Source organism: Roseofilum sp. KMC-1 (genome assembly GCF_057802075.1).
On the sequence record NZ_CM173605.1, the window covers coordinates 1,965,572 to 1,980,774 of the forward strand.

Genomic DNA, 15,203 nt, shown 5'->3' on the forward strand with positions numbered 1-15,203 from the left:
CGGCTCACCTCGATCGATCGAGATTATAATTTATGGGAAAAAGTCATTTTAAAAAAGCAATATTATCTTTGGAGGATCGAATTTCTGAACATCAAGAAAAAATTAGATTAGAATTAAATAAGGAGTTTCCAGATCAAGGATTGATTAATCATTGGCAAAAGGAAATTAAAGCCTTTGAAAAAGGTATTCAACAAGCATTAAAAAGGTTAGGGAAAAACTAATGCAATTAATTACTAAAAAAATTAGCACTCAAAATTCCACTTTAAATCAATTGATTATAGAATTACAGGAAGAATGTCAAAATGTTCTTTCTTTGATTAATCAATTACAACTTTCTGAGTTAAGCGATCGCCAAAAAGGTCAAATTTTATCAGAGTTATTAGTAACCTCAATTCATTTACATTCTCACTGTGATGAGGATTGGCAAAATTTAATTTCTGATGAGTTAGAATCTTTAACTGATGATGAGAATTAAAACTGATTTATACCATGATCTCAATTTTGATGAAATTGAGGATTTCGAGGATTTCGGTCGGGTGATTCCTGTGGAGCAGATGCCGAAGTTGGAGGAGGTTGTGGTGTAGTATAATGGTTAGGGTGGGTCCTAAACCAGACTCACCTGCTTGCATTAGCGAGCAATGTAAGAGTAACAGCTATAAAACCATTACAGGTGCTAGGCTTGAAAGTGAGAACGAGCCATCCCCGCAGCGTGGCTCTTCCCCATCCAAGTAAGGAGGTTCGGGAAGAGTGCCAGGCTTAGTTGATTCACAGAGAACTGTCATAGTAGTTTCCTCTCCCTCTTTCGCGAGTTTTACTACAAAGACTCCAACAGTGTACGACTTTAAGTCACTCTGCTTTGGTCTAGCGGTAATGAATACCCTTTGAGTCAAGTCATCACTTGACATCGAATAGCTGTAGTCAGGTGTTTCTGATTCAATTTCTAGTCCTAAAAGAGGTATTTCTGTTGTAAAAGACTTACCCTCATTGTCAAGATAGTACATTTGTTGTCCTCTACCCATACTCCCTGCGTACATCTTTGCTTCCGATTGTAGAGCCTTCTCTCTCTGTGATATAGATGAACCACAGGAGCCTAGGAGTGAGGCAAGAGCGAAGTTAAGAATGATAAGTATTTTGTTCATCTTAAACAAGAGAAAGTGACTTTAATGTAGTAAGTTTAGTGGGTTGATAGCAGCTTGTTTATAGTGACTAAACTTACTGATATGAGTTATAACACATAAAAGTAAGTACATACAAACTTCTGGGTAAAATTCCCACGGTGGATGAGTATTTAGATATTGTCGCCAAGAAGGTCGATCCATTCAAGGCTGACTTGTACCGTTACCTGAACTTCAATGAGATTGAGGATTTGGAGGATTTCGATCGGGTCGTGCCTGTGGAGAAGATGCCCAAGTTAGAAGAAGCTGTGGTATAGTATAATGGCCAGAGTGGGCCATCTAGGCCCACTCTTAATCTCGACAGGAAAGAGAATAGTAATAAAGATCAACCATAATACTATCTAGTGATGTTACTCATGTGATATAAACAAATAACACAGTATTAAATCAAACTGGAGGAATTCATATGGCGCTGATCCCTTGCCCAGCCTGTAATAAACAGATCAGTGAAGCAGCTATATCTTGCCCTAGATGTGGCCACCCAATACAGTATCAATTAGCAGCGCAACAGATACAAAAGGTTCAGCGCTCAGGGATTCATAGAGCTAATACGGTTCTGCTAGTAATAGGTGCAATGTTAGTCCTTCCATTTGTTGGTGGAGCAAGTGGCTCGGGTGGAATAATAACAGTTCTAATTCTGGCTTTATTTCCAGCCGTCGCAGCTTATAATCGTGGCGAGAGCTTTATTAATTGGTACTGCTATGGAGTGATCATATGGATAGTTGCTATGATTCACTCGCTTCTGATAAAAAGTTCTAAAAAAACACAATAAAAAGATTTCATAGGATTTTAACAAATATTCTGTAGATACTGATAGGTTTAACTGAATTACTGTAAGAAGACATTGTACTGGTGTTTCATTCCCCCGAAAGTCGGAAGTTTACGGAGTTTGCGATCGCCTAAACCCTGATACTGACTGGGATAGGGAGAATGGGGAGGGGGTGTGGGGGCGATCTCTTATCCAAGAGAGACTAAACTCAATGTTTATAACTCTGACCAATTCTCTAAACTCAACCCTTGAACTCTGGCTAAATCACCATCATTAGAAACCATAATCAAATCCTTAACCATTGCACTCGCTGCAATTAAAACATCTTCCGTTTGTATCGGTAAACCCCTTAATCTCAGATTAGCATGAATTTCAGCCGCTTTTTCCAATATAGCTAAATCATCTAAGAAAATAATCGGATATGTTTGACAAATCAGATTAAACCTTTCTCTTTGTTTAGGAGCATCAACCGCTAAAAAACCCCGTCTCATTTCAAAATAAGTAATACAACTTATAAATATACTTTTTCTTTGCGATTTAATATTATTAATTTTTTCTAAAATTTGACAATTTTGTTTCACCATTAAAGACACAATATTAGTGTCTAACAAGTAATTCATCTTCTATTTCCGTTTAACTGCATCTTCAAAAATAGCCATTTGTTCAGAAGTGAAATCTTCACCAATTTTAGCGAATAGTGCTGTCGCCATAATAAAACTACAATGTTCTTTTAATTCTCCATCTGACATGGTATTAAATTCTTCAAAAGGTAAATTCTCTTGAAAAAGTCTTACTAAATCTTGTACAGTTTTTACATAATCGAGATCTTCCTTAAATAAAGGACTTTCTGCCATAATCACAGATACAACATCTTCAACTCTTTTAACCATTGATTCTTGTCTCAGCTCGGTGGATAACATGATACTTACCTCCATGCAGTTTGGATTAAGATAGTCTCATCATAACCTAAAATAGTGTTTCATGAGCCAGAAACTCGGAAGTTTACGGAATTTGCGATCGCCTAAACCCTGGTGCTGACTGGGATAGGGAGAATGGGGAGGGGGGTGTGGGGGCGATGCTATAATACCAGTATCCTCAACTCGCACATAGGAGGAAAATGCCAGCAAAAGACACTTACCATGATGCCGTAAAAAATGCCTTAATCAAGGACGGTTGGACAATTACTGCCGATCCTTATCCCATTAAATACGAAGAAGTTAAATTAGTCGCCGATCTCGCGAGTGAAAAAACAATTGCTGCAACTAGACAAGAACGGCAAATTGTGATTGAAATCAAAAGTTTTCTCAGCCGTTCTCCTATGCGGGAATTTGAGACAGCATTAGGTCAATACTTGATTTACAAAACTTTCCTTTCTATAAACCAACCTAAGTGTGAAATTTACCTAGCTATTGGCAAGGATATCTATCAAAAGTTTTTCGAGCAAGTAGCAATTCAACTCATTATTCAAACCTATCAAGTGTCATTGTTAGTTGTCGATCTGAATCAAGAGGAAATTATCGAATGGACAAACTAATCCGCTATCAGACTCTGATCAAAAATATTTTAACCGAGTACGATCGTATTTCCGCACAAGTCCCCGATCCAGATATCGATGAAGTCTTAATGTTTGACGATGAAAGAAATCAATATCTCTGGTTTAATATTGGTTGGAAAGATGGCAGAAGAATTAAAGCGGTTTCTGTCTATGTAAGAGTCAAAAATGAGAAAATATACATAGAAGAAGATTGGACAGAGGAAGGAATTGCAACTGAGTTACTGAGGGAAGGTGTACCGAAAGAGGATATTGTACTGGCATTTCACGAACCAGAAAGTCGGAAGTTTACGGAATTTGCGATCGCCTAAACCCTGATACTGACTGGGATAGGGAGAATGGGGAAGGGGGTGTGGGGGCGATCAGGCTGATGGGGTAGAGTAGGGAGAGGGCGATCGCTAATAAAATAGGATATAGTGAAATCAGATCGCGATCGGAACTTATGAACTATGAATAACTGGCCAACAATACCAACCCAGCAACGACTGGATTTACTTGAAGCTATTGGGCAAATTCCAGAAGAATATATTCCAGAGTTACTAAAACTTGTTCATAGCTTTAGTCAAACTGCAATCAAAAAAAATTCTGTAAATAATTGGAATGATGCGGTTGCTCGAATCAATAGTCACGATAATATCCAAAACCAACTGAAACAAAAAAGAATACAAGAAATGTTTCAATATTGGTCTGATTTGGATGACAAAAAAGAACAACAAGAAACATTAAAAATCATTGAATCTATGGAAAGAATTTCCGTTTAATGGCGGAAGTTATTTTATTAGATTCTGCACCAGTCGGATTAATCACGAATCCCAAAGCTACGCCTATAGCATTACGCTGTCAGCAATGGTTTATTAGTCTGATAGATCGAGGTTATGAAGTGATTTTGCCTGAAATTATTGATTATGAAATTAGACGGGAACTCTTACGAGCAAATAAAGTAACCGGACTGGCAAAACTCGATCAACTCAAATCAGAACTTATCTATCTTCCCATTACAACAGAAGTTATGCTCAAAGCGGCTCAGTTATGGGCTGAAGCCAGACAACAAGGTAAACCGACAGCCGATGATAAAGCTCTTGACGGTGATGTTATTTTAGCCGCTCAAGCCCTGTTGTTGCAAGATTATGGTCATGAGATAACTGTGGCAACAAGCAATGTAAAGCATTTATCACGGTTTGTGAAAGCCAGAGAATGGAACACCATCTAAATCTGCGAAAGAGGTGATAAATCCATGGATAAACTAGAACACTATCGTTCCTTAGTTCAGTCAATTTTAACCCAGTACGATTGCTTGTTTTCTCAAGCTTGTCCTTAAGGAGTAGAAATGCTCTTAGCTTTTGATACCAATAGAGATCAATATCTGTGGTTTCAAGTGGGTTGGACACCAGAAGAAAGAGTGAAGGGAATTTCTGTTCACATTCGGATTAAAAATGAGAAAATCTACATAGAAGAAGATTGGACAGAGGAAGGAATTGCAACTGAGTTACTGAGAGAAGGTGTACCGAAAGAGGATATTGTACTGGCATTTCACGAACCAGAAAGTCGGAAGTTTACGGAATTTTCGATCGCCTAAACCGTGACACTGACTGGGATAGGGAGAATGGGGAGGGGAGTGTGGGGGCGATCGCCTTTACTGAATGCTTTGAATTAACTTAATATTATTTCGTAACCATTCATTCACTAACACTTGAACATCAATTTCTTTCTCTTGTGCAATTTGCCTGAAAAATTCATCAATATCTGATTCTAGATAAATCGGATATTGCAGTTTCGCTTGAGGATGATAGAATTTACCTTGTTCAGCTTGAGAAAAATCATACTCTGGTTTCATACTTGTCTGTCCTCATAACATTGCTGTTCACTTAACATTGCTTTTCGAGCAGAAATAATCCGAATTAAACAAGAATCACGATCGATTTCTTTAAACGTATGGATGACGACTCTCAGAATCCCAGTTTCGTCTAAACCTAGAGTTACCCATCTATCCTCTTCTTGACTATGTTCTTCGTCATATAAGGTTAATTGATAAGGGTCGTGAAATATAGTTGAGGCTAAACGAAAATTTAACTTATGCTTGCGAATATTTTGTTGTTCTTTAGCTGGATTCCACTCGAAATTATAATGCACATTTACAGATTTAATGTTTGGCAATAGTTTTAATTGAGTATATCACATCAGGGCAGATAAGAGTGTACTAGCGTTTCACGAGGCTGAAAGTCGGAAGTTTACGGAATTCGCGATCGCCTAAACCCTTGGCACTGACTGGGATAGGGAGAATGGGGAGAGGGGTGTGGGGGCGATGCTATAATATCCAGTATCCTTGACTCTGCAAACGGAAAACCATGCCAGCAAAAGATGTCTACCATGATACGGTAAAAAACGCCTTGATTAAGGATAGCTGGACGATTATTGCCGATCCTTATACAATTGAGTATGAAGGCGATCGCATTTATGCCGATCTATTAGCAGAAAAACCTCTTTTAGCTGAACAACAAGGACGCAGAATCGTTGTTGAAATAAAAAGTTTTATCAATCCTTCTCCCATAAATGATTTTCAAAATGCATTAGGTCAGTATCTTTTGTATCGTGACTTTCTTGAATTGTCAGAGAAGGATTACGAAATATATTTAGCGGTAAGAAGTGCAGTATTTAACAACTTCTTTCAAAGAAAATCTATTCAAGCCATCATCAAACGTCATCAACTTAACTTGATTGTGTTTAGTGTAAATGCAGAGGAAATTATTTCATGGATAAGCTCATCAAATATCGACAATTAATCGAGAGTATTTTAACGAAATACGATAAGTTGATTCATCAATCTCCTGATAATGATTCAGAAACTTGTTTAGTATTTGATGAAACCCACGATCATTATCTTTGGTTAACGGTTGATTGGCAAAATGATAAACGTCTCAAGTATACCCATGTTCATATTCGGATCAAAAATGAGAAGATTTATATAGAAGAAGATTGGACAGAGGAAGGTATTGCTAATGAGTTATTAAGGGAAGGGATCTCAAAAGAAGAGATTGTATTAGCGTTTCACGAGCCAGAAAGTCGCAAGTTTACGGACTTTGCGATCGCCTAAACCGTGGCACTGACTGGGATAGGGAGAATGGGGAGGGGGGTGTGGGGGCGATCTCTTATCCAAGAGAGACTAAACTCAATGTTTATAATGTTGACCAATTCTCTAAACTCAAACCTTCAATTCTGGCTAAATCACTATCATTAGAAACCATAATCAAATCCTTAACCATTGCACTCGCTGCAATTAAAACATCTTCCGTTTGTATCGGTAAACCCCTTAATCTCAGATTAGCATGAATTTCAGCCGCTTTTTCCAATATGGCTAAATCATCTAAGAAAATAATTGGATATTTTTGACAAAAATCCTCAAATCTTGCCCGTTGTTTAGGAGCATCAACAGCTAAAAAACCTCTCCTTACTTCAAAATAAGTGATACAACTTATAAAAATCGTTTTTCTCTGAGCTTTTATCTCCCTGAATTTTTGATTAACTGAACTATTATTTTTAATAGCTAAAGAAACAATATTACTATCTAAAAAGTAATCCATAATTACCTATTTTCTTTTAATCGCATCCTCAAAAGCTGCCATTTGCTCTGGAGTAAAATCTTGTCCAATCTTCGACAATAGTTCTATCGCTAATATGCCACTAGAATGTTCTTTTAATTCTTCATCAGACATACCATTAAAGTCATCAAAAGTTAAGTTATCTTCAAACAACTTAACTAATAGTTTGACCATTTCTGCATAATCCAGATCCTCTTTGAATAAAAGATCTTCTTGCATCAAAGTAGAAACAGTATCCTCAATTCTTTTGACTATCGATTCTTGTCTTAGCTCGGTGGATAACATGATACTTACTTCCTAGTAGTTTGGATTAAAATAATCTCATCATAACCTAAAATAGTGTTTCATGAGCCAGAAAGTCCGAAGTATACAGAATTCGCGATCGCCTACTGAATCCTTTGAATCTAGTTCATGCTAAACGAAAGAAGGGTAAGCATTATTACTCCCTCATGGGATCGTTGATCCCTCAGATTCTCCTACACTCATCAGGATGAGTTACTCCAGTTTGTTTTTTGATCGAGAACATTTTATAATCCGGATTGAGACATAGACTTTTAGTGATGCATAATCTGAAAAATGAAGGGAAAAGTAATCCTATACTTTTAGGATGCTTAAGTCTAGCTTATGTTTTTCTCCCAAAGGGATCGCTGATTCACCCATGAACACCTTTAGTCAAACGATTTGGTTAGTCCCAATGTACGCCGTACTCGGTGCATTATTGACCATTCCTTGGTCACCGGGTTTAATTCGGCGAACCGGCCCCCGGCCGGCTGGTTATATTAACTTATTGATGAGTTTTGCCGCATTTATCCATAGCATTCTCAGTTTACGGGAAGTGTGGGATGCACCCGCTCACTATTCCCTCAATTGGCTCCATGCGGCAAATCTAGATATCGCTTTTGATGTGGAAGTTTCCGCCACCACTGTCGGCGCGTTGGTCGTGATTTTGGGTTTAAATATCCTCACCCAAATTTATGCCATTGGCTATATGGAAATGGATTGGGGTTGGGCCCGGTTCTATGCGCTGCTGGCGGTGTTTGAAGCGGGAATGGCTGCCCTAATGCTCACCAATTCCCTATTTTTCAGCTATGTGATGCTGGAAATTCTCACCCTAGGAACCTATCTCCTGATTGGCTTTTGGTTTAATCAGTCTCTGGTGGTGACTGGAGCGAGAGATGGATTTCTAACTAAGCGGGTGGGTGACTTAGTTTTGCTCATGGCTGTGGTAGCCCTCTATCCCCTGGCAGGAACCTGGAACTATGATGAACTCGCAGTTTGGGCAAGCAAAGTAGAGTTGAATCCCACTGTAGCCACCTTACTCGGTTTAGCACTCCTAGCTGGGCCGTTGGGTAAATGCGCCCAATTTCCCCTGCAACTGTGGCTAGATGAAGCCATGGAAGGGCCGATGCCTGCCACAATTCTGCGGAATGCGGTAGTCGTTTCTACGGGGGCTTGGGTGCTAATTAAGATGCAGCCCGTTTTGGAATTATCCCCCTTTGTCGTCAATGTAGAAGTGTTTATGGGGGCATTTACGGCGGTCATTTGTGCGGCGATCGCCTTAGCCCAAGTGGATATCAAGCGTGTATTTTCTTATGCCACCAGTAGTTATTTAGGCATTATATTTGTTGCCGTCGGTACTGGAAATGGCCAAGGAGCGCTCCTGCTGCTGTTAACCTATGCGATCGCCATGGCCCTAATGTTAATGGCAGTAGGCGGTATTATCCTTAACAACATTTCCCAAGACATTACTCAACTAGGCGGATTATGGTCTCGTCGTCCCATTTCTGGCATCTGCTATGTTGTCGGCGCTCTCTCCTTAGTCGCCGTTCCTCCTCTAGGCTGTTTCTGGGGACTGGCACAAATTGCTGAGAGTTTACCCGGCAGCCTATTAACCATTTTGCTACTGGTGAATGGCTTAACGGCCTGTAGTTTAGCGCGAGTCTTTGGCCAACTGTTTACCGGCTCCATTACCGACTGGACAAAGCGATCGCCAGAAGGCTTATGGGCTATAGTCCTACCCATGACAATCTTGCTCGGTGTAGCACTCCATTTACCCCAATTACTGGCTGTTTTAGAACTATTACCTCCCCTGAGTAGAGTGATTGAACCCCCTTCTATCTTATTAATTGGCTCGACAGTTATCGGTGCTGGAGTCGGTTTATACCTCTATGCTGGCGACAGAGTAGCCAAACCCATTACCCTACCCGTTCCAGCCATTCAAGACTTCTTTGCCTACGATTTCTACACCGCCAAACTCTATAAAATCACGGTGATTGCCCTAGTGGGATTTATGGCTAAAGTAATTGATTGGTGCGATCGCATCTTAGTCGATGGTGCAGTCAATTTTGTCGGCCTGTTCACCCTAGCCAGTGGCGAAAGCCTCAAATACAACACCACCGGACAAGTCCAATTTTATGCCCTGTCCATCCTATTCGGTACACTCCTCTTTGGATTATTACTGGTTTATCCCCTACTCTCTGCCCTACCTCAATAAACGACATGCTATCAGCCTTACTCCTGATTCCCCTATTGGGCGCGATCGCCATCTTCCTCTATCCTAAACCCCAATCCAGCCGGGCGATCGCCACCATCGCCAGTCTCGCCAGCTTAGGTTGGAGTCTCTATTTACTCAAGTTATTTGACCTCAACCCAGCAGGACTGAGCGTAGTCCAATTCAGTGAATTCCACACCTGGATTCAACCCCTCGGTCTAAACTACAGCGTTGGTGTAGACGGACTCTCCTTACCCCTACTCGTCCTCAATGGGCTTTTAACCCTCATCTCCCTATACACCAACCGCAAAGATTTAGACCGCTCTCGCCTCCATGACAGCCTAATCCTACTGATTAACGGCGGCATTGCGGGCGCTCTAATAGCCCAAAACCTGCTCTTATTTATCATCTTCTATGAATTAGAACTGATTCCCTTTTATCTCTTGATCGCCATTTGGGGAGGAGAAAAACGGGGCTATGCTTCCACCAAATTTCTCCTTTATACCGCCATTTCTGGCTTAACAGTGATTGTCGGATTCTTAGGAGTAGTATTCCTGGGTGACACCGGTAGCTTTGAATTTAGCCATCTGCAAATCAACAACCTGGATCTCATTACCCAATTGCTGCTCTTGACTGCCCTACTGATTGGGTTTGCCATTAAAACTCCCCTCGTTCCCCTGCATACCTGGATGCCCGATGCCTATGTGGAAGCCTCACCCAGTACCACCGTATTGCTCGGTGGTATCTTTGCTAAATTGGGAACCTATGGCCTATTGCGCTTTGGGCTGCAACTGTTTCCTGTAGCTTGGGAAACTATGGCTCCAGGATTAGCCATTATCGGCACAGTCAGCGTCATTTATGGTGCTTTGAGTGCGATCGCCCAACGGGACATCAAACGCATGGTCGCCTATAGTTCCATTGGTCACATGGGCTACATCCTAGTAGCCGCAGCAGCAGGAACTGAATTGAGTGTTTTAGGGGCAATCGCCCAAATGATCGCCCACGGCCTCATTCTCGCCCTCCTCTTCTTCCTCGTCGGCATCGTCGAACAAACCACCGGAACCCGCGATCTCGACGTACTCAACGGCCTAATGAACCCCATTCGCGGCCTACCCCTCACCAGTTCCCTGCTCATATTAGCCGGAATGGCCAGCGCCGGAATCCCCGGTTTAGTTGGCTTCGCTGCTGAATTTATCGTCTTTCAAGGCAGCTTCGCCACCTTCCCCATCCCCACCCTCATCTGTATCCTCTCTTCAGGACTAACAGCCGTCTACTTCGTCATCCTCATTAACCGCACCTGTTTCGGCAAATTAGACAACCAGAGAGCCTACTATGCCCGTGTCACCCTCAACGAACAATGGCCAGCCCTAGTCCTAACTGCCATTATCATCTTTCTAGGCATTCAACCCAACTTCCTCTTCCGCTGGATGGAACCCACCACCCACCGTATTGTCGCTGAACTCCATCAACCCAAAGTTACTCAGATTGCTGCTCTGGAGAGATAGGGGAATAGGGGAGTGGGGGAATGGGGGGAAATTTCTGTTCCCTGTCCCCTGTTCCCTGTTCCCTGTTCCCTATTACCGATTCCCTATAAAAAACCATGACAACAACCCTCAATTCATCAACCACAAAACTTCCACCCTCAACCCATAAATACGCCGAGGTTATCCATCGCCTAGAAGCCGGTGGCTCCATGCTACCAGACACCCCAGAAAACCTCATGCAAATTATCGGCATTTATAAAGCCTATGCCGTGCCCATGGATTTCTATTGGCGGGATTTACTCTATATTGCCGAGCGCGTTTTTCTCGATCCTTTGCCCTTCTTTAAATACTTCTTACCCCAAGAATATTTAGATCTCCCCAATCACTATGCAGGAGAAACCGCCGATTTCCGCGTTTGGCAAAAAGGAGCCGCCAGCGCCCACCCGGAATTATTAGAATTTATGGATAAAGGAGAACTCAAGAAAAAACTCCCCAAACTATTCCATCATCTCTGGCACGATCGCATTAACATGGAATTCGCAGAAGCCTGTATGCGAGCCATGCTCTGGCATCAGGGTATGGGCGGCCAATTTTATGACTACCTAGAGAGCGCAGAATACATCGCCAACTGTGATAAAGCCATTAAAGCTTACTTTAAAGGCAATCCCTTGATGTTGGGACTCTATAAGCTTTTCCCGCAAATGTTCTACGAGAAAGTGCGCGAGCTGTCCTACTATGCTAATCTGGGCTTATTCTGGGAAGTCATGGCTCCCGTCTTCTTTGAAATGAGCGATCTTTACGATGCGGGCAAATTCAAAACCGTCCCCGATGCCATGAATTTCCTCGTCAATGGCATCTTCATTGCCGCCGGACGGCCCATTTATCACCATGTCTATATTGGCGATGAATGTTATGAAATCATTCCCAAATCAAAAGGCTTTATGTGGCTCTATGAAGCCGCACTTCCCTATGTAGAAGCCGTCTTTTATCGTACCGCTCCCTTCCGAGGAACCAAATCTTATAACGCCCAAGCCAAACAAGTTCCAGAAGAGCAAAAAGACTTCCACTATGGCATTCTCTACGCCGATGTTTTTCCCGTAGGAACCGCAGGCATCCCCCCCACTTTATTAATGCAGGATATGCTCCATTTTCTCCCCCCCTATTTAGAGGAATATTACCAAAAATACTGTCGGGGTGAAGATGATATGCTGATTCAGTTGGGCATCACCTTCCAGCGATCGATGTATAATGTTACCTCTGCGGTCATTCAAGCCTTAAGAGTCGCCCTACTCTATCCCTTAGATGACCCCAACCCCGAACACCTATTAAAAAATCGCCAATTCTTTGAAGCACAAATGGATCGCTTCCTGCGTCCAGAAGCCCGTTTATCTGACATCCAAAGCCAAGATTATCGTTGATTGTGTGTGTGACCCCTAGAAACCGGGTTTTTGAGGATTATTTTTGGTCATTATCTTAAGTCTTAAAAAACCCGGTTTCTGACTCCTTAACTTATGGAACAAACTATGCCTAATATTGTTGAAATTGCCGTTAGTAATAATGCCTTCTCCACTCTCGTCACTGCGGTTAAAATAGCGAGGTTAGTCGAGGCCTTGCAACAACCGGGCCCCCTCACAGTTTTTGCCCCCAATGATGATGCCTTTGCTAAATTATTACCGGGAACAGTAGAGAGTTTAGTACAAAATGTGCCCCAGCTTCAGCGTATCCTGACCTATCATGTGGTTGCCGGACGCTATACTACAGCAGAATTAAAAGAGCTAGATCGTTTAACCTCTCTGGAAGGTTCCCCCATTCCCATTCGCTGTGGTGAAGTTTTTGAAGTAAAAAATGCCACAGTTTTAGCCCCAGATATTGAAGCGAGTAATGGAATTATCCATGTCATTGATACCGTGATTTTGATGGGGTAAGAGCCTAACCCCCTCTCCCACTTCCCACGGGGGAGAGGGTTTGCAGCCTTAAATGATTGACTATTGGGTTTGCACTTCATGGGCAAAGTTTTCCCAGCGCACAAACTCGAAGGGGCCAGCAATAGAACCCCAAACCCTTTCATGGGTTTCGAGGTCGCGTCCCCGATCTAAACTAATGAGTCCTTGGGGACTGACTTCAAATTCACTGTCGAGATAAGTGGTTTTGCCATTACGAACGACTACGCAACCTTTTCCAGGCTCGACTTTGGCCTTGAAGCTATGGCCCGTCCATTCGACATTGAAGGTGCATCCAGGCAATTTTTCGATCCGGTCTACGGTCAGTTTCTGGAGGCGTTCGGGGTGTCGAGATGCCCCATAAAATTCTTCTTCATTGAGAACTTTATGATTTTCGACTTCAATTTGATTATTCTTGAGGACAAAGTTGAGGACGCGGGTACGATAGGGTTGAGTGACATCTAGATGGTAGGCTTGCTCTAGATATAAACTAATGTTGCCCATCAGATTAAAGGGTAAAGGGCGCATACAGACCCGAATATGGGCAAAAAAGGGCGGATTTTCAAAGGCTTGCTCTTGATTACTAAAGTCAGCGGCCATCCAACGAGCTAGGGTGGCAATATCTGTAGAATGGGTCATTTTGATTGGGGATAGAATCGGAAGTTGAGGGCCCAAAGAGGGTTTTTAATGCGATCGCTGGGGTATTTTATCATCTCCAGGGAGGGATCATCTCCCCCACCCCCCCATTCTCCCACTGGCGATCGCCAATAGTTTTCCTAAAAGGAACCAATAGATTAAACTAGAGACACATACATCTCTTAACCTTCATTTGGATTAACCAAGCGAACGTGACTGCCACTTTATCAACCCAGATTGGTCAAACCCATCCAAACTCGTCCGCACGCAGTATTTGGAAAGGATTAATTGAAACCTACCGTGCCTACCTTCCTGTAACGGAAAATACCCCTGTGGTCACCCTATTAGAAGGTAACACACCCCTCATTCCTGCCCCGGCGATCGCCGCCCAGATCGGGAAGCAGGTTCAGGTCTGGGTAAAATATGATGGCTTAAACCCCACCGGCAGCTTCAAAGACCGGGGCATGACGATGGCAGTCTCGAAAGCGAAGGAAGAAGGCTCAAAAGCGGTCATCTGCGCCAGCACCGGCAACACCTCAGCCGCAGCCGCAGCCTATGCGAAACGGGCAGGCTTAAAGGCTTTTGTGATTATCCCTGATGGCTATGTGGCTCTGGGTAAACTAGCTCAAGCCTTGCTCTATGGGGCAGAAGTCCTCGCCATTAAAGGCAACTTCGACCAAGCCTTGGCGATCGTCTGTGAAGTGTCTGAAAAGTATCCTGTTACCTTAGTAAATTCCGTTAACCCCTATCGCCTCCAAGGACAGAAAACCGCCGCCTTTGAAATTATCGATGCCCTAGGAGATGCCCCCGACTGGCTCTGTATTCCTGTGGGTAATGCCGGTAACATTACTGCCTACTGGATGGGCTTTTGTGAATACCATCAAGAACAAAAATGTAGCCAACTGCCCAAAATGATGGGCTTTCAAGCGGCTGGAGCAGCGCCCATTATTGCCGGACACCCCATTGAACACCCGGAAACCCTAGCTACCGCCATCCGTATCGGTAATCCTGCCAGTTGGGATCGGGCTGTAGCCGCCCAACAAGCCAGTGGTGGGCAATTTCAAGCCGTCACCGATGAAGAAATTCTCAATGCCTATCGCCTGTTAGCCTCTGAAGAGGGGGTTTTCTGTGAACCCGCTTCTGCGGCTTCTGTGGCTGGTTTGCTGAAGATCAAAGACCAAGTACCGGAAGGAGCGAAAATTGTTTGTGTTCTGACTGGGAATGGTTTAAAAGACCCCGATACAGCCATTAATCATAGCCACAACCCCTGTCATCAAGGCATCGAGGCGGATCTAAAAGCGGTTGCGGCTGCCATGGGTTTTTAAGGATTAGTCAATAGCGTAGGGAATATTCAACCCTTGACCTTTTCCCATCCATAAGAAACCCGGTTTCTAGGCTTTGCCGGGAGAAACCGGGTTTCTGGCACATTTTACGAATGATGTAGTATAAATCGCTAAGAGTAGAGGCAGAAACATATCCAGTTACTTGCTGATTTTCAATCGCTATAAAAATCTCTTCACTATCATAGAAAAAAAATTCCCTGACGTTAGACTCTAACTC

General features: G+C 42.7%; 23 protein-coding genes and 1 pseudogene. 16 read left to right on the forward strand and 8 right to left on the reverse strand.

What is annotated here, in order from left to right:
• The first annotated feature begins 32 nt into the window (after positions 1–32).
• Genes AC3FZD_RS09035 through AC3FZD_RS09045 form a run of 3 tightly spaced genes read left to right on the forward strand, consistent with a single transcriptional unit; the run spans position 33 to position 584 of the window.
• Positions 33–221, forward strand: coding sequence for a hypothetical protein (locus AC3FZD_RS09035; RefSeq protein ID WP_488739817.1), 189 nt, complete (start codon positions 33–35; stop codon positions 219–221).
• Positions 221–475, forward strand: a complete 255-nt coding sequence (locus tag AC3FZD_RS09040) for a hypothetical protein (RefSeq protein WP_347178734.1) — start codon at positions 221–223, stop codon at positions 473–475. Before AC3FZD_RS09035 ends, AC3FZD_RS09040 begins: the two co-directional genes overlap by 1 nt.
• Entirely contained in the window at positions 462–584 is a 123-nt protein-coding gene (locus AC3FZD_RS09045; protein ID WP_488740430.1) for a hypothetical protein, read from the forward strand. The genes AC3FZD_RS09040 and AC3FZD_RS09045 overlap by 14 nt, the downstream gene beginning before the upstream one ends.
• A 69-nt stretch (positions 585–653) precedes the next feature.
• Here the strand turns inward: AC3FZD_RS09045 and AC3FZD_RS09050 are convergent, their stop codons facing one another.
• A complete protein-coding gene (locus tag AC3FZD_RS09050) occupies positions 654–1,139 on the reverse strand; it encodes a type IV pilin-like G/H family protein (protein ID WP_488739818.1) in 486 nt (161 codons plus the stop codon).
• A gap of 137 nt (positions 1,140–1,276) precedes the next feature.
• On the opposite strand from AC3FZD_RS09050, the gene AC3FZD_RS09055 reads away from it, so the two are divergent.
• The gene (locus AC3FZD_RS09055; RefSeq protein WP_488739819.1) at positions 1,277–1,432 is read left to right on the forward strand and encodes a hypothetical protein; all 156 of its coding nucleotides are present in this window, start codon (positions 1,277–1,279) and stop codon (positions 1,430–1,432) included.
• A gap of 727 nt (positions 1,433–2,159) precedes the next feature.
• Here the strand turns inward: AC3FZD_RS09055 and AC3FZD_RS09060 are convergent.
• Both AC3FZD_RS09060 and AC3FZD_RS09065 read right to left on the reverse strand, forming a co-directional pair.
• Positions 2,160–2,564, reverse strand: coding sequence for a type II toxin-antitoxin system VapC family toxin (locus AC3FZD_RS09060; protein ID WP_488739820.1), 405 nt, complete (start codon positions 2,562–2,564; stop codon positions 2,160–2,162).
• A gap of 3 nt (positions 2,565–2,567) precedes the next feature.
• Positions 2,568–2,864 (reverse strand): hypothetical protein, encoded by a 297-nt coding sequence (locus AC3FZD_RS09065; RefSeq protein WP_488739821.1) that lies wholly within the window; start codon positions 2,862–2,864, stop codon positions 2,568–2,570.
• Between the two features lie 197 nt (positions 2,865–3,061).
• On the opposite strand from AC3FZD_RS09065, the gene AC3FZD_RS09070 reads away from it, so the two are divergent.
• The 5 genes and pseudogenes from AC3FZD_RS09070 to AC3FZD_RS09090 all read left to right on the forward strand — a co-directional run bounded on the left by AC3FZD_RS09070 (position 3,062) and on the right by AC3FZD_RS09090 (position 5,072).
• On the forward strand, positions 3,062–3,478 hold the full coding sequence (locus AC3FZD_RS09070; RefSeq protein WP_488739822.1) for a XisH family protein: 417 nt from the start codon (positions 3,062–3,064) through the stop codon (positions 3,476–3,478).
• On the forward strand, positions 3,466–3,807 hold the full coding sequence (locus AC3FZD_RS09075) for a XisI protein (protein ID WP_488739823.1): 342 nt from the start codon (positions 3,466–3,468) through the stop codon (positions 3,805–3,807). Before AC3FZD_RS09070 ends, AC3FZD_RS09075 begins: the two co-directional genes overlap by 13 nt.
• A gap of 138 nt (positions 3,808–3,945) precedes the next feature.
• A complete protein-coding gene (locus AC3FZD_RS09080; RefSeq protein WP_488739824.1) occupies positions 3,946–4,257 on the forward strand; it encodes a hypothetical protein in 312 nt (103 codons plus the stop codon).
• Positions 4,257–4,706 carry a PIN domain-containing protein gene (locus tag AC3FZD_RS09085; RefSeq protein WP_488739825.1) on the forward strand — a complete coding sequence of 150 codons (450 nt, stop codon included), beginning with the start codon at positions 4,257–4,259 and terminating at the stop codon, positions 4,704–4,706. Before AC3FZD_RS09080 ends, AC3FZD_RS09085 begins: the two co-directional genes overlap by 1 nt.
• A 24-nt stretch (positions 4,707–4,730) precedes the next feature.
• Positions 4,731–5,072: pseudogene (locus AC3FZD_RS09090) on the forward strand (XisI protein).
• Between the two features lie 57 nt (positions 5,073–5,129).
• Here AC3FZD_RS09090 and AC3FZD_RS09095 read toward each other — a convergent pair.
• Complete coding sequence (locus tag AC3FZD_RS09095; RefSeq protein ID WP_488739826.1) at positions 5,130–5,330, reverse strand: hypothetical protein; 201 nt, start codon at positions 5,328–5,330, stop codon at positions 5,130–5,132.
• Complete coding sequence (locus AC3FZD_RS09100; RefSeq protein ID WP_488739827.1) at positions 5,327–5,650, reverse strand: BrnT family toxin; 324 nt, start codon at positions 5,648–5,650, stop codon at positions 5,327–5,329. Before AC3FZD_RS09100 ends, AC3FZD_RS09095 begins: the two co-directional genes overlap by 4 nt.
• Positions 5,651–5,841: 191 nt before the next feature.
• Here AC3FZD_RS09100 and AC3FZD_RS09105 point away from each other — a divergent pair, with 191 nt between their 5' ends.
• Together AC3FZD_RS09105 and AC3FZD_RS09110 are read left to right on the forward strand one after the other, a co-directional pair.
• A complete protein-coding gene (locus tag AC3FZD_RS09105) occupies positions 5,842–6,276 on the forward strand; it encodes a XisH family protein (RefSeq protein WP_488739828.1) in 435 nt (144 codons plus the stop codon).
• Positions 6,246–6,587, forward strand: a complete 342-nt coding sequence (locus AC3FZD_RS09110; protein ID WP_488739829.1) for a XisI protein — start codon at positions 6,246–6,248, stop codon at positions 6,585–6,587. Before AC3FZD_RS09105 ends, AC3FZD_RS09110 begins: the two co-directional genes overlap by 31 nt.
• 82 nt (positions 6,588–6,669) lie before the next feature.
• Here AC3FZD_RS09110 and AC3FZD_RS09115 read toward each other — a convergent pair whose 3' ends face one another.
• Both AC3FZD_RS09115 and AC3FZD_RS09120 read right to left on the reverse strand, forming a co-directional pair.
• Positions 6,670–7,074, reverse strand: a complete 405-nt coding sequence (locus AC3FZD_RS09115; protein WP_488739830.1) for a type II toxin-antitoxin system VapC family toxin — start codon at positions 7,072–7,074, stop codon at positions 6,670–6,672.
• Positions 7,075–7,080: 6 nt separating this feature from the next.
• Positions 7,081–7,377, reverse strand: coding sequence for a hypothetical protein (locus AC3FZD_RS09120; protein ID WP_488739831.1), 297 nt, complete (start codon positions 7,375–7,377; stop codon positions 7,081–7,083).
• Between the two features lie 373 nt (positions 7,378–7,750).
• Between AC3FZD_RS09120 and AC3FZD_RS09125 the strand changes: the two genes are divergently transcribed.
• From AC3FZD_RS09125 to AC3FZD_RS09140, 4 genes are all read left to right on the forward strand, one after another.
• Positions 7,751–9,586 carry an NAD(P)H-quinone oxidoreductase subunit F gene (locus AC3FZD_RS09125; RefSeq protein WP_488739832.1) on the forward strand — a complete coding sequence of 612 codons (1,836 nt, stop codon included), beginning with the start codon at positions 7,751–7,753 and terminating at the stop codon, positions 9,584–9,586.
• 5 nt (positions 9,587–9,591) lie between these two features.
• The gene (locus tag AC3FZD_RS09130) at positions 9,592–11,088 is read left to right on the forward strand and encodes an NADH-quinone oxidoreductase subunit M (protein ID WP_488739833.1); all 1,497 of its coding nucleotides are present in this window, start codon (positions 9,592–9,594) and stop codon (positions 11,086–11,088) included.
• Positions 11,089–11,183: 95 nt separating this feature from the next.
• A complete protein-coding gene (locus tag AC3FZD_RS09135) occupies positions 11,184–12,485 on the forward strand; it encodes a CO2 hydration protein (protein WP_488739834.1) in 1,302 nt (433 codons plus the stop codon).
• Positions 12,486–12,590: 105 nt separating this feature from the next.
• Complete coding sequence (locus AC3FZD_RS09140; protein WP_488740304.1) at positions 12,591–12,992, forward strand: fasciclin domain-containing protein; 402 nt, start codon at positions 12,591–12,593, stop codon at positions 12,990–12,992.
• A gap of 60 nt (positions 12,993–13,052) precedes the next feature.
• On the opposite strand, the gene AC3FZD_RS09145 is transcribed toward AC3FZD_RS09140, so the two are convergent.
• Positions 13,053–13,646 carry a chromophore lyase CpcT/CpeT gene (locus AC3FZD_RS09145; RefSeq protein WP_488739835.1) on the reverse strand — a complete coding sequence of 198 codons (594 nt, stop codon included), beginning with the start codon at positions 13,644–13,646 and terminating at the stop codon, positions 13,053–13,055.
• Positions 13,647–13,879: 233 nt separating this feature from the next.
• Between AC3FZD_RS09145 and thrC the strand changes: the two genes are divergently transcribed.
• The gene (thrC, locus tag AC3FZD_RS09150; protein WP_488740305.1) at positions 13,880–14,968 is read left to right on the forward strand and encodes a threonine synthase; all 1,089 of its coding nucleotides are present in this window, start codon (positions 13,880–13,882) and stop codon (positions 14,966–14,968) included.
• The last annotated feature ends 235 nt before the right edge of the window (positions 14,969–15,203 follow it).

What these genes read in the sequence shown, in the direction of transcription:
- AC3FZD_RS09035 (WP_488739817.1), top strand. Translation starts at nt 33, where the DNA reads ATGGGAAAAAGTCATTTTAAAAAAGCAATATTATCTTTGGAGGATCGA.
- AC3FZD_RS09040 (WP_347178734.1), top strand. Translation starts at nt 221, where the DNA reads ATGCAATTAATTACTAAAAAAATTAGCACTCAAAATTCCACTTTAAAT.
- AC3FZD_RS09045 (WP_488740430.1), top strand. Translation starts at nt 462, where the DNA reads ATGATGAGAATTAAAACTGATTTATACCATGATCTCAATTTTGATGAA.
- AC3FZD_RS09050 (WP_488739818.1), bottom strand. Translation starts at nt 1,139, where the DNA reads ATGAACAAAATACTTATCATTCTTAACTTCGCTCTTGCCTCACTCCTA.
- AC3FZD_RS09060 (WP_488739820.1), bottom strand. Translation starts at nt 2,564, where the DNA reads ATGAATTACTTGTTAGACACTAATATTGTGTCTTTAATGGTGAAACAA.
- AC3FZD_RS09065 (WP_488739821.1), bottom strand. Translation starts at nt 2,864, where the DNA reads ATGTTATCCACCGAGCTGAGACAAGAATCAATGGTTAAAAGAGTTGAA.
- AC3FZD_RS09070 (WP_488739822.1), top strand. Translation starts at nt 3,062, where the DNA reads ATGCCAGCAAAAGACACTTACCATGATGCCGTAAAAAATGCCTTAATC.
- AC3FZD_RS09075 (WP_488739823.1), top strand. Translation starts at nt 3,466, where the DNA reads ATGGACAAACTAATCCGCTATCAGACTCTGATCAAAAATATTTTAACC.
- AC3FZD_RS09080 (WP_488739824.1), top strand. Translation starts at nt 3,946, where the DNA reads ATGAATAACTGGCCAACAATACCAACCCAGCAACGACTGGATTTACTT.
- AC3FZD_RS09085 (WP_488739825.1), top strand. Translation starts at nt 4,257, where the DNA reads ATGGCGGAAGTTATTTTATTAGATTCTGCACCAGTCGGATTAATCACG.
- AC3FZD_RS09095 (WP_488739826.1), bottom strand. Translation starts at nt 5,330, where the DNA reads ATGAAACCAGAGTATGATTTTTCTCAAGCTGAACAAGGTAAATTCTAT.
- AC3FZD_RS09105 (WP_488739828.1), top strand. Translation starts at nt 5,842, where the DNA reads ATGCCAGCAAAAGATGTCTACCATGATACGGTAAAAAACGCCTTGATT.
- AC3FZD_RS09110 (WP_488739829.1), top strand. Translation starts at nt 6,246, where the DNA reads ATGGATAAGCTCATCAAATATCGACAATTAATCGAGAGTATTTTAACG.
- AC3FZD_RS09115 (WP_488739830.1), bottom strand. Translation starts at nt 7,074, where the DNA reads ATGGATTACTTTTTAGATAGTAATATTGTTTCTTTAGCTATTAAAAAT.
- AC3FZD_RS09120 (WP_488739831.1), bottom strand. Translation starts at nt 7,377, where the DNA reads ATGTTATCCACCGAGCTAAGACAAGAATCGATAGTCAAAAGAATTGAG.
- AC3FZD_RS09125 (WP_488739832.1), top strand. Translation starts at nt 7,751, where the DNA reads ATGAACACCTTTAGTCAAACGATTTGGTTAGTCCCAATGTACGCCGTA.
- AC3FZD_RS09130 (WP_488739833.1), top strand. Translation starts at nt 9,592, where the DNA reads ATGCTATCAGCCTTACTCCTGATTCCCCTATTGGGCGCGATCGCCATC.
- AC3FZD_RS09135 (WP_488739834.1), top strand. Translation starts at nt 11,184, where the DNA reads ATGACAACAACCCTCAATTCATCAACCACAAAACTTCCACCCTCAACC.
- AC3FZD_RS09140 (WP_488740304.1), top strand. Translation starts at nt 12,591, where the DNA reads ATGCCTAATATTGTTGAAATTGCCGTTAGTAATAATGCCTTCTCCACT.
- AC3FZD_RS09145 (WP_488739835.1), bottom strand. Translation starts at nt 13,646, where the DNA reads ATGACCCATTCTACAGATATTGCCACCCTAGCTCGTTGGATGGCCGCT.